Raw genomic sequence first — 15,636 nt, forward strand, 5'->3', positions numbered from 1 at the left:
ACGATGAAAATTAGCGATGGAAACTGGCTGACCCAACCTGGACTGAATTTAATACACCCAATTCAGGTGTTCGACGTTGAACAGCAGGGTAACGAGATGATTGTCTACGTTGCGCCGCGCGACGTGCGTGAACGTACCTGGCAACTGGATACCCCACTCTTCACCCTACGCTTTTTCTCGCCGCAGGAAGGGGTGGTGGGCGTACGTATGGAGCACTTCCAGGGCGCGCTGGATACCGGCCCGCATTACCCGCTGAACGTGTTGCAGGACGTCAATGTTGAGATGCGAAACACCGCTGAATTTGCCGAACTGAAGAGCGGCAATCTGAGCGTTCGGGTGACCAAAGGTGAGTTCTGGTTGCTGGATTTCCTGCGTAATGGTGAACGTATTACCGGCAGTCAGCTAAAGAATAGCGGTTACGTGCAGGATACCCACAGCGGGCGTAACTATATGTTTGAGCGTCTGGATTTGGGCGTGGGGGAAACGGTGTACGGGCTGGGGGAGCGTTTTACCGCGTTGGTACGTAACGGTCAGACGGTGGAAACCTGGAACCGCGATGGGGGTACCAGTACCGAACAGTCTTACAAGAACATCCCGTTTTATCTCACCAACCGCGGCTACGGTGTGCTGGTGAACCATCCGCAGTGCGTGTCGTTTGAAATCGGCTCTGAGAAAGTGTCGAAAGTGCAGTTCAGCGTTGAAAGCGAGTTTCTGGAATATTTCGTCATCGACGGCCCAACGCCGAAGGCGGTGCTGGATCGCTATACCCGCTTTACAGGCCGTCCGGCGCTGCCGCCAGCCTGGTCGTTCGGTCTGTGGCTAACCACATCGTTCACCACCAATTACGACGAAGCGACGGTGAACAGCTTTATCGACGGCATGGCCGAGCGCAATCTGCCACTGCACGTCTTTCACTTCGACTGTTTCTGGATGAAGGCCTTCCAGTGGTGCGACTTTGAGTGGGACCCGGTGACCTTCCCGGACCCGGAAGGCATGATCCGCCGCCTGAAAGAGAAAGGGCTGAAGGTGTGCGTATGGATAAACCCCTACATCGGTCAGAAATCCCCGCTGTTCAATGAACTGAAAGCGAAAGGGTATCTGCTCAAGCGCCCGGACGGTTCCCTGTGGCAATGGGATAAATGGCAGCCGGGCCTGGCGATTTATGACTTCACTAATCCACAAGCCTGCGAGTGGTATGCCAACAAGCTGAAAGGTCTGGTGGATATCGGCGTTGACTGCTTCAAAACTGACTTTGGCGAACGCATCCCCACGGATGTGCAGTGGTTTGACGGTGCCGATCCGCAGAAGATGCACAACCATTATGCGTACATCTACAACGAACTGGTGTGGAACGTGCTGAAAGAAACCGTCGGTGAAGAAGAGGCGGTGCTGTTCGCCCGTTCGGCCTCCGTGGGCGCACAGCAGTTTCCGGTGCACTGGGGCGGCGACTGCTACGCCAACTATGAATCGATGGCGGAAAGCCTGCGCGGTGGCTTGTCTATTGGCCTGTCCGGCTTTGGCTTCTGGAGCCACGATATCGGCGGCTTTGAGAATACCGCTCCGGCGCACGTCTACAAGCGCTGGTGTGCGTTTGGGCTGCTCTCCAGCCACAGCCGCCTGCATGGCAGTAAATCCTACCGTGTGCCATGGGCGTACGATGACGAATCCTGCGATGTGGTGCGCTACTTCACCGAACAGAAATGCCGCATGATGCCGTACCTGTATCGTGAAGCAGCGCGCGCTAATGCGCAGGGCACCCCGATGATGCGCGCGATGATGCTGGAGTTCCCGGACGATCCGGCGTGTGATTATCTCGACCGCCAGTACATGCTGGGCGATAGCGTGATGGTCGCGCCGGTGTTTAGCGAGGCGGGCGATGTGCAGTTCTACCTGCCGGAAGGACGCTGGACGCATCTGTGGCGTAATGATGAGGTGCCTGGTAGCCGCTGGCATAAGCAGCAGCATGACTTCCTGAGTCTGCCGGTTTATGTGCGTGACAATACCCTGCTGGCGCTGGGCAGCAATAACCAGAAGCCGGACTACGCCTGGCACGAAGGGACAGCGTTCCAGCTGTTCCATCTGCAGGAGGGGCGGGAAGCACTCTGTGAAGTTCCGGCTGCTGACGGCTCGGTTATCTTCACGCTGAAGGCGACGCGTGTAGGTAATACCATCACTGTGAAAGGGAATGGTGAGGCACGTAACTGGACGTTGTGCCTGCGAAATATTCAGAAAATTGGCGGCATTAAATGCGGGTCGCATATGGGCAGCGAGCTGGGTGTAGTTATTACTCCACAGGGCAGTGAGCTGACGATTACCTTGTAAGCATGTGTCGACGTGGTGCCGGATGCGTCTTATCCGGCCCACACCGCGAGCAGCGTTCCAGATCTGAAAATCAAAAACATCCCGACTTAAATTTTTACCTCACCATATTTGCGAGCGCTATCACTCTGATTCCCGCGAAAAATGTGATCTGCGCCGTAAATATCTCACTATTTCCTCTTTTTGTCTTATTTCTGTCCGGAATACAGGACACGATTTAGTATTGTTGGCGCATCGTAGTCCTCTTATATTTATCATCACGGATTACACGTGGAGCATAAATGCTTCTTTATTACCTAAATAATTCGAGTTGCAGGAAGGCGGCGACGCAGCGAATCCCCTGAGCGTACATAAGTACGTGACAGGGGTGAGCGAGGAAAGCCAACGCACATGCAGCTTGAAGTATGACGGGTATAGATATTTAATCTGGTATGTAATAAGGGTAAATAATGCAAATGATTACCTCGCGACAAAACAGATTATTAAAGTTTCTTCTGTCCCGGAAGGAATATGTTACGCTGCTAAAAATTGCCGAATATTTATCTGTTTCAGAGAAGACCGTCCAGCGCGATCTGCGGTTACTGGAACAATGGTTATCGGAATGGAAAATATCTATCGATAAACGTGCCGGTGCGGGCGTGATATTAAGTGCCGATAACATTACTGACCTTTTATATCTGGATCAGTTATTAGGGTCGGAGGGTGATGATGCTGACGGCATGATGAATAATTCACGGCGGGTTAAGATAGCCTCGCAATTATTAAGTGAAACGCCGCATGAAACATCGATCAATAAATTATCCGAACGTTATTTTATTAGTAGTGCATCGATTGTTAACGATCTGAAAGTGATTGAATCCTGGATTACCCCGCTGGGCCTGTCGCTGATTCGCAGCCAGAGCGGCACACACATTGAAGGCAGCGAGAGCGGCGTGCGCCAGGCGCTGGCGTCGCTGATTAACGGTGTGATTAACCATAATGAACCTGGAAGCGTGATTTATTCACGACTTGATCCGGGCAGTTATAAAGCGTTAGTGCATTACTTCGGCGAAGAAGACGTTTTATTTGTCCAGACGCTGTTGCAGGAAATGGAGAACGATCTGTGCTGGTCGCTGGGCGAGCCTTATTACGTCAATATCTTTACTCATATTCTGATCATGATGTACCGCATTACGCGGGGCAATGCGCTACCGAGAAAAGAAGAAAGCATCACGTCATGTGATGAGAACATCTTTTCCATTGCCAGTCGCATGATTCAGCATATCGAAAAACGCATTGCCCACCCGCTGCCGGAAGACGAAGTCTGGTTTATTTATCAATATATTATCTCCTCCGGTATGGTGATTGAAGAGCATAACGATGTGAGCGTAATTGGCCATTTGCACTCCAGCGACGAAGCACGCTTGATTACCCATCGGCTGATTGCCACCTTCGCCGAAATGGTTGACTGCGATCTTAGCCAGGACACTGCGCTGTATGACGGATTGCTGATCCATATTAAGCCGCTGATTAACCGCCTCAACTACCAGATCCGCATTCGTAATCCGTTGCTGGAGGACATTAAAGGCGAGTTGCAGGACGTCTGGCGTCTGACTCAGCGCGCGGTGAATCGGGTGTTTAGCGGCTGGGGCGAGCGGGCCGTGTCGGATGATGAGGTGGGATATTTAACCGTGCATTTTCAGGCCGCGATGGAGCGTCAGATAGCGCGTAAACGTGTGCTGCTGGTCTGCTCAACCGGCATCGGCACCTCTCACTTACTCAAAAGCCGCATTCTGCGCGCCTTTCCGGACTGGACCATCGTCGGCGTGGTGTCGGCAGGCAGCTTGCCCTCCGTCCTGACGGACGATATTGAACTGGTGGTATCGACGATCAATTTACCTGCCGTTGCCATGCCGGTCGTGTATGTCACCGCCTTCTTCAATGATGCGGATATTAAGCGGGTAACAGAAACGGTTATTACGGAAAAATTACATCGGGCGACGTCGCTGGTCGTTGAAAATTAATGTCTGAACTCCATGAGGTATGATTTATGGACATCACGAAAATACTCAATACAAATCGCGTTATTTTGGATATGAAGGCCACAAACAAAACGGAGGTTATTGAGGAACTGACGGATATTCTGCAAAAAGATGGGGCAATTAGCTGCCGGGAAACGTTTATTCAGGATGTCTGGCAGCGTGAATCAGAAGGCTCGACCGGATTCGAAAATCATATTGCGATTCCGCACGGGAAATCCTCGGCGGTGGTCAATACCACGCTGGCGATTGGGCGTACCCGCCAGGATATTCCCTGGGAAACCCTGGACGGCAGCAACGTGCGCTGCATCATTCTGTTTGCCGTACGCCTTGAAGATCAAAACACTACCCATATTCGTCTGCTTTCGCAGGTTGCTGGCGCGTTGGCGGATGACGACATTATTGAACAACTGTTAGTCGAAAGCAGTCCACAGAAAATTATTGAGCTTTTTAGCCAATATGCTGAATCCAATGTCTGCTAAATAAAACGTGGAGCATGTTATGAATATTGTTTGTGTTGCCGCCTGTACGGCGGGTATTGCGCACACCTATATTGCCCGTGAGAAGTTAATTAAAGGTGCTAAAGCGCTTGGTCATAATATAAGAGTAGAAACCCAGGGGACTATCGGCACGGAAAACGAACTGCTGACAGAGGACATTTCTGCTGCTGATGTCGTGATTCTCGCTGTGGATGTAAAAATAAAAGGGGAGGAACGATTTTTAAATAAACGTATTGTGCGAGTGAAAACTGAAATTGTCATAAAGTCGCCCATTCAGTTTCTTGAAAAGGTCGAAAAATCATTAGTTAATAATAACCAGTAGCGATCCCCATTCTGGAGGGATTTCACATGAGTGAAAATAAAATTCCGCTATCTCAGGAAATAAAAAGACATTTATTAACGGGGATTTCGTGGATGATCCCGTTAATTGTTGCCGCCGGGATCTGTATTGCTCTCGGGCAAATACTTGGCGGCACTAACGTGGGTGAAAAAACAGGAACCATACCCTGGATGCTCAACCAGATTGGCGGCTGGGGGATGGGGTTAATCGTACCGCTGATTAGCGCGGCGATTGCGTACTCTATTGCTGACCGCCCCGGATTCGCACCGGGTCTGATTGTCGGCTTTGTCTGCGGTGAAATTCATACCGGTTTTATCGGCGGGATGCTGGGCGGTTTTCTGGTCGGTTATACCGTCCTGCTGCTCAAGCGCTATATCCGTTTGCCGCAGTCGATGCAGGGGTTGATGCCCATCATGGTGCTGCCGGTACTGAGTACCGTCATTGGTGGCCTGTTGATGATGACGCTCATTGGCAAACCGATAGCCTGGCTGCAGGACGCGTTGATTCATCTGCTGGAGTCCATGCAGGGCGGGTCACGCTTTTTAATGGGGGCCATCCTTGGCGCAATGGCGACGTTCGACTTTGGCGGGCCGGTGAATAAAACCATGTCGCTATTTGCTGACGGCATGTTAGTCAGCGGCGTGTACGGTCCGGAAGCGGTGAAGTTTGTCGGTTCGATAATCCCTCCGTTCGGCATTACGCTCTCCTTTTTGCTGACGCGTCACAAGTACACCCGTGCGGAGCGCGAGGCGCTGAAAGCGGCATTCCCGATGGGGATCTGCATGATTACCGAAGGGGTCATTCCCATTGCGGCGCGCGACCTGCTGCGCGTGGTGGGGTCCTGCGTAGTGGCCTCGGCGATAGCGGGCGGTCTGATTATGGTGTGGGGCGTCGAAAGCCCGGTACCGCACGGCGGCATGTTCGTGGTCCCGCTCTTTACGCATCCGCTGCTGTTTTGCCTGGCGCTGGGGATCGGCACGGTGATTTGCGGCGTCATGCTGTCGTTGTGGAAGAAACCGGTGACCGAACGTGACGAAGAGTTTGATGAACTTAGCGATCAAAAGCTGAAAGACGAAGAGATCACCTTCACCCTGGAATAACCGGAGGCCGTATGTTTGCCGATATGAAAAGCATGGTGACGAAAGCCTGGCGCGAGCAGTACGCGCTGCTGGCCATCAACTGTATGAATCTGGAAAGCGCCCGTGCGGCGGTGCGGGTGGCTGAGAAACACCGTGCGCCCATCATTCTGAATCTGTATCAGGGGCATCTGGGCCATTTTCCTGCACCGATAGCGGTGGCGGTCGTCAAAACGCTGGCAGAGGAAGCGTCGGTACCGGTCGCGCTGGCGCTGGATCATGGAAAGGACCCAGTGCGCATTCGCCAGGCTTTTCGCGCCGGATTCAGCGGGTTAATGATCGACGCCTCCGCCTTTGCGCTGGAGGAGAACATTCGCCAGACCCGGGCGGTGGTTGAGCTCGCGACCAGCGTTTCTCTGTGCGTGGAAGGTGAGCTGGGGCATCTGGCCGACGCCCCGCGCTATGATCACGCAGCTAACGCTGATTTGATGACCCAGGCCGCCGATGTGGAGCCCTTTATCCAACAGACCGGTATCGATTTACTGGCGGTCTCGGTCGGCACGGCACATGGCATGTACGCGCCCGGTGTCATACCCGCCATTGATTTCCAGCGACTGGAGGAAATTGCCCGTTTATCAACGGTGCCGCTGGCGCTGCATGGCGGCAGCGGGACGCCGTTTGACCAGCTACAGCGCTGCCCGACGTTTGGCGTCGCCAAGATAAACGTTGGCGCGGCGGTTTTCGAGGCCGGAAAGGCTGCTCTGCTGCATACCCTGTGTCGCGACACATCCGGTGAACTCGTTGATGCCCTGGCCCTGATGGAGCAGGCCTGCGAGGAAGCCATTATTCCGTACCTGCAGGCCAGCGGCGCTATCGACAAAGCCTGATTCATTTTCTGTAACGCCTTCTATGCCTCTGCGACGACGCACTGGCAGGGCTTTCTACACCCTGAAACTGGAGAATTAACATGTTAGTTTCGATGAAAGAATTACTGCAACCTACCCGTCAGCACGGTTTCGCCATCGGCGCATTCAACGTGGCGGACAGCTGCTTTGTACGTGCAGTAGTGGAAGAAGCGGAAGCAACCAATACCCCGGCGATTATCTCCATTCACCCCAGCGAACATGATTTTGTAGGCGATGCGTTTTTTAGCTACGTCCGTGATATCACTCTGCGCAGCCCGGTTCCCTTTACTCTGCATCTGGACCACGGCGCTTCGGTCGAGCATGTCCTGCGGGCGATTCAGTGTGGGTTTACCTCGGTGATGATTGATGGCTCGCTGTTGCCGTATGAAGAGAACGTGGCGCTGACCCGCGAAGTGGTCAAGCTGGCGCATGCGGTAGGCGTTTCGGTGGAAGGGGAACTGGGTACGATTGGTCAAACCGGGACGTCAGTGGAAGGTGGCGTATCGAAGGTCACTTATACCGATCCTGATCAGGCACAGGATTTTATCGCCCGTACCGGCGCGGACACGCTGGCGGTGGCGATTGGAACCGCACACGGCATCTACCCGAAAGGGATGCAGCCAGAGCTGCAAATGCACATCCTGCGCGAGATTGCCGGGCGAGTAGACATTCCGCTGGTGCTGCACGGAGGTTCCGCGAACCCGGATGCGGAAATTGCCGAATCCGTTACGCTGGGCGTTGGCAAAATCAACATTTCCAGCGATATGAAATACGCTTACTTCCAGAAAGTCCGCGAAATCCTGGCGAAAGAAACCTGGTGGGACCCGAACGTTATTTACCCGGAAGCCATTAGCGCCGCGCGGGATGTGATCCGTCACAAAATGAAACTGTTCGGCTCAACCGGCAAAGCGTCACTTTACTAACCGCATACAGGCGGGGTGACCCGCCTTTTTCGCAACAAGGAAAAGTGGAATGAAGCGTTCACACATTAATTATGCCGTCGATAAAGCGCATGCCATCGCCGAGACTTTTCGGGTTTGCCTGCCTGACTTTGCGTATTTTACGGCTGATGCCTGGCGGCAACAGGATCACACTCTGTGGCGTGAAGTGCTCGATCTCCAACTGGGCTGGGATATAACCGACTTTGGGCGCGGAGATTTTGCGCAAACGGGGCTGACGTTACTGACGTTGCGCAATGGTCAGTTAGGGTCAGCCAGCTACCCCAAACCGTACGCCGAAAAGATGCTGCAGATTCAGCAGGATCAGCAGACGCCATGGCATTTTCATCGCCATAAAATGGAAGATATCGTTAACCGCGGCGGCGGTGATTTATGTATGCAGTTGGCGTGGGCTACGCCTGATGACGGGTATGATGCCCGGCGCATTGTTGAGGTTAGCGTCGATGGTCAGCGGCGTTCCGTTGACGCTGGCGAGACGCTGGTATTGAAACCGGGGCAGGGGGTATGCCTGCCGCCGCGGTTGTATCATCGCTTTTGGGCGGAGAAAGCGTTCGTGCTGGGCTGGGAGATCTCGATGGTCAATGACGACCTGCATGATAATCACTTCCTTGAGCCAGGCGGTCGCTTCCCGGCGATAGAAGAGGACGAGCCGGTGAAGTGGCTGTTGTGCAGTGAATATGCGCGCTTACAGCGATAATCGGCGACCCGGCAGGCAAAGCGCCGCCGGGCCGTCAGATTTTACTGCGCAGCGGGTGGGGCGGTAACTTCACTACCGGATACCACGCCCGCCTGCATGGTTTGCGTTACCTGCTGTTTCTCCACGTTCACCGCATGCAACTGGCCGCTGACCGTTGGCTTGAGTGGCGCATCGGCTTGAATATTGCCGCTGGCGGTAAGCTGGATGTTACCGTCGCCGGAAAGCGGCAGTGCGGGCCATCCCCACTGCTGCAGAATCGTCATTGGCACGCCGCGCCCGTTCAGGCTGACCTGAGTTTGACGCTGAGGCAACTGTGAAATACTGGCAGTGGCCTCCAGCAACCCTTTTTCCGTATAGGCGCTTAGTTCGCTGATATTGATGGTGCTGCTGTTCGCCGTCAGCGCCAGCGAAGGACGACGCACGTCGGTGCGGTTAAAGGTGCCGGCAGCGGCGTTGAGGTTAGCGCTCCCGCTCCAGATCCCCCACTGATTGTTCTGCACCAGCCCGAGGTTAGCACCGTAGCCGTCCAGCGCGGTGAGCTGCCATGGGAAGCTCGGGTCGATATCAATCACCAGATTACGGCTGGCGCTGAATTTCTTCAGCGTCAGGCTGGCTAGCCAGCCTGGTAGAGGTTTCATCCACAGCTGTTTCCAGTTTTCCGGCAGCGTGTACTCCAGACCGGCAATGGCAGCATCATCGAGGACCAGCGCTTTGTTGTTGCGCTGCCAGTTTCCGGATGTTCTGACCATTCCCCCTTCCCAGCGGGTGGTGAACTGACGCAGCGCTATGCCCTGCGGCGAGAACTCGGCGTTCATAATCGGATCGAAAAAGTGCAGAGAGCCGTAGATAAACTCGCTGGCGTTCATCGACAGTTTTCCTTCCTGAGTTTGCCAGTCGTCCTTGCTGAAGGTCATGTTGCGCAAGCTCAGATCGAGATCCGTCACCGCCCAGTCAGGGCCTTGCAGACGGGCATCTGTTACTTCCAGACGACCAATTTGCAGGGAAGGAATAGTGCTTAACGGAGCAAAAAACTCGGCCAGCGATTTATCGCTTTGCAGCCGAATATCGTTCAGGCGCAGATTCTCCACTACCCAACTACCGTCGGCATTGCGTTGTGCCACGCCGGTTAATGCGCCACGCGCCACGTCTGCGCCAATATTGCTCAGCGTCACACGGTCATGGTCAATACTGCCTTCAATCAATACGTTGGTCGTGGGGACGTCGTTCAGAGTCAACGAACTGGCGCTGAGCAGAATTTGCGCTTTACTCCCGAGAATTTTACCCGCCTCAGGACTCCAGGGAATGACTCCGCCGTTAACGCGCTGCGCGCTCAGGGTCCACTCGCTACCGGGACTGTTAAGCGCCATATCTTGCAATTGCAGGCGATCGGCCTGGAACGGCAGCGGCGCAGTTTGCTGGGAAAGATTCAGCGTGCCGTTTTGCAAAAGAATGGTGTCTACGTGCAGCGGGTCGGTGATTTGGCGGCTGCTCAGTCCAATATCGACCGTTTTGGCGACCAGCGTTGCGGGCTGACCATCCCGGCCAAAGGTGACGTTTTCCAGCAGAATATGGGAAGGAGAAGAAAACCGGTGATCGATGGCATCAAATGCCAGATGGTAGCTGCTGTTCTGCGAAACCCAGGCGCTGACGTGCTCTGCGCCCCAGCGGGTTTGCAGTAGAAAATATAAGCCGAGGATCGCCACTGCAAGGGCGATCAGCACGTAAAGAAGCAGCTTTCCAATAAATTTCATGGTCTTCCATCCCGCGAAGTGCACATAGTCAAGTTATGCACGATTTAGGCGCAATGCTCAAGGCGGGAATGGTGAAAGAGCGTTACAGCGGCGTTGATTCAGAACCAACGCCGCATTTTGCTTATTGCTTCTCTGGTGGGAACACCAGATTCAGAACGATAGCGGTAATACCGCCTGCGGCAATGCCGGAAGAGAGCAGGTTTTTCACCCAGTCCGGAGCGAACTGCAGGATCAGCGGCTGCTGGGAAACGCCGAGGCCGACGGCCAGCGACAGCGCGATAATCAGAATTGCGCGGCGGTTCAGCGGTTCGCGGGATACGATACGCACGCCGGATGCCGCGATAGTACCGAACATCACCAGCGTTGCGCCGCCGAGTACCGGCTCAGGAATATGCTGTACAAAACCGCTGACCGCCGGGAACAGGCCCAACGCGATCAGCATCAGCGCAACCACAAAACCAACGTAGCGGCTGGCAACACCTGTTAACTGAATAACCCCGTTGTTTTGTCCAAAGCAGGAGTTCGGGAAGGTGTTGAATACGGCTGAAACAAACGAGTTCAGACCGTTCGCCAGTACGCCGCCTTTCAGGCGTTTCATGTACAGCGGACCAGAAACGGGCTGCTCGGAGACATCGGAGGTGGCCGTAATATCACCGATGGTTTCCAGCGAGGTAATCATAAACACTAGCATCAGCGGCAGCAGTAAGCTCCAGTCGATACCCAGGCCATAATACAACGGCGTTGGCACCATCAGCAGGTCCTGACTTACCGGCGCGGTATTTTGCGGCAGCATATCCATAAACCACGCCAACAGGTAACCTGCCGCCATCGCAATCACCAGTGACGCAACGCGCAGGTACGGGTTGCGCTGGCGGTTAAGCAGGATAATCAGCGCCAGCACGACGCCAGCCAGCAGTAAATTCTTTGGTGCGCCAAAGGTGTTGTCGCTCATTGCCGCATAGCCGCCGCCAATCGACGTCAGACCTACCTGAATCAGTGACAGGCCGATAATCATCACCACCACGCCTGAGACCAGCGGGGTAATGATACGACGCGCCAGATGCAGTACGCGTGAGATAACCATCTCAGTGCAGCTTGCCAGCATCAGTGTACCGAACAGCGCCGCCATCATGGTTGGGACATCTGCACCACCGGTTTTTAGCGCTGTACCGCCCATAATCAGTGGCGCAACAAAGTTAAAGCTGGTGCCCTGAATGGATAATAGCCCTGAGCCGACCGGCCCCCAGGCTTTGATCTGAATGATAGAAGCCACGCCGGAAGCGAACAGCGACATACTGATTATGTGTTGAGTATCCTGAGCCGGTAAACCGAGCGCCTGGCAAATTAACAGCGCTGGGGTGATTACCGCGACGAACATGGCCAGCAGGTGCTGACAGGCGGCAAACAGGGTCTGGGCTAGTGGGGGGCGATCTTCAAGACGGTAAATCAGTTCACTGTTGTGAGTCTGCGCAACCGGTTGCGCATTTGTTGACTCTACGGCGTTAACGGACATCAGAGGCAATCCCATGGTGGAAAAGCGGTGATTTTATCTGACCATGGCGGAAATGCAAACGTTTGCTACCAGGTGTTCTTAATATTTAAAACGGATAAACAAACATTTTTATATAACTTTTCATGATTTTCTGCTTAAAATCCACACCGAAAACTCAATAAGAGCTAAAAATCGGTCTGGAATGCATCGTGCGTGATTGTGCTAAACGCACTAATGGAGTTGTAAATGTTTTATCTCGATACGTTATCAACGCTGGTTGCGGCAACCCTTGTGTTGCTGCTGGGACGTAAGCTCGTCCAGTCTGTTTCCTTCCTGAAAAAATACACCATTCCCGAACCTGTAGCTGGCGGATTGCTGGTAGCGATTGCGCTGCTGGTACTGAAAAAAAGCATGGGTTGGGAAGTGAACTTCGATATGACCCTGCGCGATCCGCTGATGCTGGCATTCTTCGCCACTATCGGCCTGAACGCCAATATCGCCAGCCTGCGCGCGGGTGGCCGTGTGGTGGGTATCTTTCTGATTGTGGTTGTTGGCCTGCTGCTGATGCAAAACGCCATCGGTATTGGTATGGCGACCCTGCTGGGTCTGGATCCGCTGATGGGTCTGATCGCCGGTTCGATAACCCTCTCTGGCGGGCATGGAACCGGGGCCGCATGGAGCAAACTGTTTATTGAGCGCTATGGTTTCGCTAATGCGACGGAAGTGGCGATGGCTTGCGCAACGTTTGGCCTGGTGCTGGGCGGATTGATTGGCGGCCCGGTGGCCCGCTATCTGGTCAAACACTCTACCACGCCAGACGGCATGCCGGACGATCAGGCTGTGCCTACCGCATTTGAAAAGCCGGATGTCGGACGCATAATCACTTCGCTGGTGCTGATTGAAACCATTGCGCTGATCGCTATCTGTCTGACGGTGGGTAAAATCGTTGCACAAATGCTGGTCGGAACGGTGCTGGAACTGCCGACTTTCGTCTGCGTGCTGTTTGTTGGGGTGATCCTCAGTAACGGCCTGGCGTTAATGGGTTTTTATCGGGTGTTCGAGCGCGCGGTTTCGGTGTTGGGTAACGTTAGCCTGTCGCTGTTCCTGGCGATGGCGCTAATGAGTCTGAAGCTGTGGGAGCTGGCTTCTCTGGCCCTGCCGATGCTGGCAATCCTGGTTGTGCAGACCATTTTCATGGCGCTGTACGCGATATTCGTCACCTGGCGCATGATGGGTAAGAACTACGATGCCGCCGTGCTGGCAGCCGGACACTGCGGTTTTGGCCTCGGTGCGACACCCACGGCGATTGCCAACATGCAGGCAATTACAGAACGTTTTGGACCATCCCATATGGCGTTTCTGGTGGTGCCGATGGTGGGGGCGTTCTTTATCGATATCGTCAATGCGCTGGTGATTAAGCTGTATCTGCTGCTGCCGATTTTTGCGCAATAATGTCTGTGCGGCGGAGTCACATCCGCCGCCGCTATGAATCGACTATGCGTTGGAGTAGCGCTCGGTTTCCGGCATCCAGCGTTCAATCAGCGCCACAGCCTGTTGCGGGTAACGTTCGTGAATATGACGGGCAATGCGCTGAACTTCCGGGATAATCGCCTGATCGCGCAGCAAATCTGCGACTTTGAATTCTGCCGTTCCGGTCTGGCGCGTACCCAACAGCTCGCCGGGCCCGCGGATCTCTAAATCTTTTTGCGCGATCACGAATCCGTCGTTGCTGTCGCGCAGAACTTGCAGGCGTTTTTGCGCGGTTTTTGACAGCGGCGATTTGTAGAGCAGGACGCAGTGGGAGGCCACCGCGCCACGACCTACGCGACCACGTAGCTGGTGCAACTGCGCCAGGCCCAAGCGCTCCGGGTTTTCAATAATCATCAGGCTTGCATTAGGTACGTCTACGCCCACTTCAATCACCGTGGTGGCAACCAGCAGCTGCAGTTCGCCCTGCTTAAACGCCGCCATTACCGACTGCTTCTCTGCGGGCTTCATACGGCCGTGTACCAGGCCAATATTCAGTTCTGGCAGCACCAGTTTAAGCTCTTCCCACGTGGCTTCAGCGGCCTGAGCTTCTAACAAATCAGACTCCTCAATCAGCGTACAGACCCAGTACGCCTGGCGCCCTTCATGGGTACAAGCGTTGCGCACGCGGTCAATAATATCGCTGCGGCGGGTATCCGGAATCGCCACCGTGGTGACCGGCGTACGCCCCGGAGGGAGTTCGTCAATGACCGACGTGTCGAGATCGGCATAGGCGGTCATCGCCAGCGTACGCGGGATTGGGGTGGCGGTCATGATTAGCTGGTGTGGATGGAAACCCTGCTGCTGACCTTTCTCCCACAGCGCCAGGCGCTGATGTACGCCAAAACGGTGCTGTTCGTCGATGATAACCAGCGCCAGTCCGTTGAACTGCACCTGTTCCTGGAAAATTGCGTGCGTGCCGACAATCATCTGCACCTCACCGCTGGCGATAGCTTCCTGCTGTGCCAGGCGCGCTTTGCCTTTCTGTTTACCTGCCAGCCAGCCAACTTCAATACCCAGTGGCGCGAACCAGTTGCGGAAGTTATTGGCGTGCTGTTCAGCCAGCAGTTCGGTAGGGGCCATCAGTGCAACTTGCTTACCATGTGCGATGGCACGTAGGGCGGCCAGCGCCGCAACCAGCGTCTTACCTGAGCCGACATCGCCCTGTACCAGACGCATCATGGGGACATCCAGTGCCATATCGCGTTCGATCTCAGCGGTAACGCGGGCCTGGGCGCCGGTGGGTTTAAACGGCAGAGCCGCCAGCAGCTTATCTTTCAGCGCGTTGTTTGCGATCAGCGGCTGGGCGTGGAAACGTTGCGCCCCGGCGCGTAGTGCCAGCATGCTGAGGTTATGCGCCAGCAATTCTTCCAGAATCAGACGTCGCTGTGCTGGATGCTGACCGGTTTCCAGATCGCTCAACTGCAGTGACGGCGGTGGACGGTGCAATGTGCGCAGAGCTTCTGGCAGGCTCATCATACCTTGCAACAACTCTGGCGGCAGCAGTTCGGCAATGGCGCAGGTATCGAGCAGGTCCAGAGCTTGATCGGTCAGTTTGCGCAGCGTGGCCTGCTTCACGCCTTCGGTGGTTGGATACACCGGCGTGAGCGTTTCCTGCAATTCCGGCGTGCTGAGATCGCCCTGCACGCGATACTCCGGGTGGATCATCTCTGCGCCGTATTTTCCGCGTTTGGCTTCGCCATAGGCCAGCACCCGGCGACCGGTGGCGAGACTATTTTTCATTGCGGCGCTGAAGTTGAAAAAGCGCATGGTGAGAATGCCGGAGCCATCACTGATCTGACAGGTCATCATCCGGCGTCCGCCGAAGGTGATATTGCAGTTCAGCACTTCGCCTTCTACGGTGGCGTAAACGCCCGGCAGCAGTTCGCCAATCGGGTACAGGTGCGTGCGGTCTTCGTAACGCAGAGGGAGGTGGAGCAGAAGGTCCTGCACGGTGTGCAGGCCAATTTTCGCCAGTTTACTGCTTTGCGCTGCGCCAACGCCGGTCAGAGAATTGAGTGGGATGGCATCCAGTAAACGGCCTTTCATCGC

General features: G+C 54.7%; 12 protein-coding genes. 9 read left to right on the forward strand and 3 right to left on the reverse strand.

Annotated features, from left to right (window positions below; all coding sequences use genetic code 11):
- Positions 1 to 3 precede the first annotated feature (3 nt).
- From yicI to GPJ68_RS00380, 8 genes are all read left to right on the forward strand, one after another.
- Complete coding sequence (gene yicI, locus GPJ68_RS00345; protein ID WP_180837063.1) at positions 4 to 2,322, forward strand: alpha-xylosidase; 2,319 nt, start codon at positions 4 to 6, stop codon at positions 2,320 to 2,322.
- Between the two features lie 446 nt (positions 2,323 to 2,768).
- On the forward strand, positions 2,769 to 4,322 hold the full coding sequence (locus GPJ68_RS00350) for a transcription antiterminator (RefSeq protein WP_172860725.1): 1,554 nt from the start codon (positions 2,769 to 2,771) through the stop codon (positions 4,320 to 4,322).
- A gap of 26 nt (positions 4,323 to 4,348) precedes the next feature.
- Positions 4,349 to 4,819: a PTS sugar transporter subunit IIA gene (locus tag GPJ68_RS00355; RefSeq protein WP_003842172.1), complete on the forward strand. Its 471-nt coding sequence runs from the start codon at positions 4,349 to 4,351 to the stop codon at positions 4,817 to 4,819.
- Between the two features lie 19 nt (positions 4,820 to 4,838).
- Complete coding sequence (locus GPJ68_RS00360; RefSeq protein ID WP_016155014.1) at positions 4,839 to 5,159, forward strand: PTS fructose transporter subunit IIB; 321 nt, start codon at positions 4,839 to 4,841, stop codon at positions 5,157 to 5,159.
- 26 nt (positions 5,160 to 5,185) lie between these two features.
- Entirely contained in the window at positions 5,186 to 6,277 is a 1,092-nt protein-coding gene (locus GPJ68_RS00365) for a PTS fructose transporter subunit IIC (RefSeq protein ID WP_016157774.1), read from the forward strand.
- Positions 6,278 to 6,288: 11 nt separating this feature from the next.
- The gene (locus tag GPJ68_RS00370; RefSeq protein ID WP_047415757.1) at positions 6,289 to 7,140 is read left to right on the forward strand and encodes a class II fructose-bisphosphate aldolase; all 852 of its coding nucleotides are present in this window, start codon (positions 6,289 to 6,291) and stop codon (positions 7,138 to 7,140) included.
- 80 nt (positions 7,141 to 7,220) lie between these two features.
- Entirely contained in the window at positions 7,221 to 8,081 is an 861-nt protein-coding gene (locus GPJ68_RS00375; protein ID WP_016155012.1) for a ketose-bisphosphate aldolase, read from the forward strand.
- 49 nt (positions 8,082 to 8,130) lie between these two features.
- The gene (locus tag GPJ68_RS00380) at positions 8,131 to 8,814 is read left to right on the forward strand and encodes a D-lyxose/D-mannose family sugar isomerase (protein WP_016155011.1); all 684 of its coding nucleotides are present in this window, start codon (positions 8,131 to 8,133) and stop codon (positions 8,812 to 8,814) included.
- A 41-nt stretch (positions 8,815 to 8,855) separates the two neighbouring features.
- Here the strand turns inward: GPJ68_RS00380 and GPJ68_RS00385 are convergent, their stop codons facing one another.
- The gene (locus tag GPJ68_RS00385) at positions 8,856 to 10,565 is read right to left on the reverse strand and encodes an AsmA family protein (protein WP_104651733.1); all 1,710 of its coding nucleotides are present in this window, start codon (positions 10,563 to 10,565) and stop codon (positions 8,856 to 8,858) included.
- 121 nt (positions 10,566 to 10,686) lie between these two features.
- Positions 10,687 to 12,078 carry a xanthine/proton symporter XanP gene (gene xanP, locus GPJ68_RS00390; RefSeq protein WP_003024026.1) on the reverse strand — a complete coding sequence of 464 codons (1,392 nt, stop codon included), beginning with the start codon at positions 12,076 to 12,078 and terminating at the stop codon, positions 10,687 to 10,689.
- Between the two features lie 225 nt (positions 12,079 to 12,303).
- Here xanP and gltS point away from each other — a divergent pair, with 225 nt between their 5' ends.
- Positions 12,304 to 13,509, forward strand: a complete 1,206-nt coding sequence (gltS, locus tag GPJ68_RS00395) for a sodium/glutamate symporter (RefSeq protein ID WP_016155009.1) — start codon at positions 12,304 to 12,306, stop codon at positions 13,507 to 13,509.
- Positions 13,510 to 13,551: 42 nt separating this feature from the next.
- Here gltS and recG read toward each other — a convergent pair whose 3' ends face one another.
- Complete coding sequence (gene recG, locus GPJ68_RS00400) at positions 13,552 to 15,633, reverse strand: ATP-dependent DNA helicase RecG (protein WP_016155008.1); 2,082 nt, start codon at positions 15,631 to 15,633, stop codon at positions 13,552 to 13,554.
- Between the last annotated feature and the right edge of the window lie 3 nt (positions 15,634 to 15,636).

Source organism: Citrobacter sp. 172116965 (genome assembly GCF_013458095.1).
GTDB lineage: Bacteria > Pseudomonadota > Gammaproteobacteria > Enterobacterales > Enterobacteriaceae > Citrobacter > Citrobacter braakii.

Excerpts from the sequence above, each read along its gene's own strand:
- xanP (WP_003024026.1), bottom strand. The coding sequence starts at position 12,078 with ATGTCCGTTAACGCCGTAGAGTCAACAAATGCGCAACCGGTTGCGCAG.
- GPJ68_RS00385 (WP_104651733.1), bottom strand. The coding sequence starts at position 10,565 with ATGAAATTTATTGGAAAGCTGCTTCTTTACGTGCTGATCGCCCTTGCA.
- recG (WP_016155008.1), bottom strand. The coding sequence starts at position 15,633 with ATGAAAGGCCGTTTACTGGATGCCATCCCACTCAATTCTCTGACCGGC.
- GPJ68_RS00350 (WP_172860725.1), top strand. The coding sequence starts at position 2,769 with ATGCAAATGATTACCTCGCGACAAAACAGATTATTAAAGTTTCTTCTG.
- GPJ68_RS00380 (WP_016155011.1), top strand. The coding sequence starts at position 8,131 with ATGAAGCGTTCACACATTAATTATGCCGTCGATAAAGCGCATGCCATC.
- GPJ68_RS00375 (WP_016155012.1), top strand. The coding sequence starts at position 7,221 with ATGTTAGTTTCGATGAAAGAATTACTGCAACCTACCCGTCAGCACGGT.
- GPJ68_RS00370 (WP_047415757.1), top strand. The coding sequence starts at position 6,289 with ATGTTTGCCGATATGAAAAGCATGGTGACGAAAGCCTGGCGCGAGCAG.
- GPJ68_RS00365 (WP_016157774.1), top strand. The coding sequence starts at position 5,186 with ATGAGTGAAAATAAAATTCCGCTATCTCAGGAAATAAAAAGACATTTA.
- GPJ68_RS00360 (WP_016155014.1), top strand. The coding sequence starts at position 4,839 with ATGAATATTGTTTGTGTTGCCGCCTGTACGGCGGGTATTGCGCACACC.
- GPJ68_RS00355 (WP_003842172.1), top strand. The coding sequence starts at position 4,349 with ATGGACATCACGAAAATACTCAATACAAATCGCGTTATTTTGGATATG.
- gltS (WP_016155009.1), top strand. The coding sequence starts at position 12,304 with ATGTTTTATCTCGATACGTTATCAACGCTGGTTGCGGCAACCCTTGTG.
- yicI (WP_180837063.1), top strand. The coding sequence starts at position 4 with ATGAAAATTAGCGATGGAAACTGGCTGACCCAACCTGGACTGAATTTA.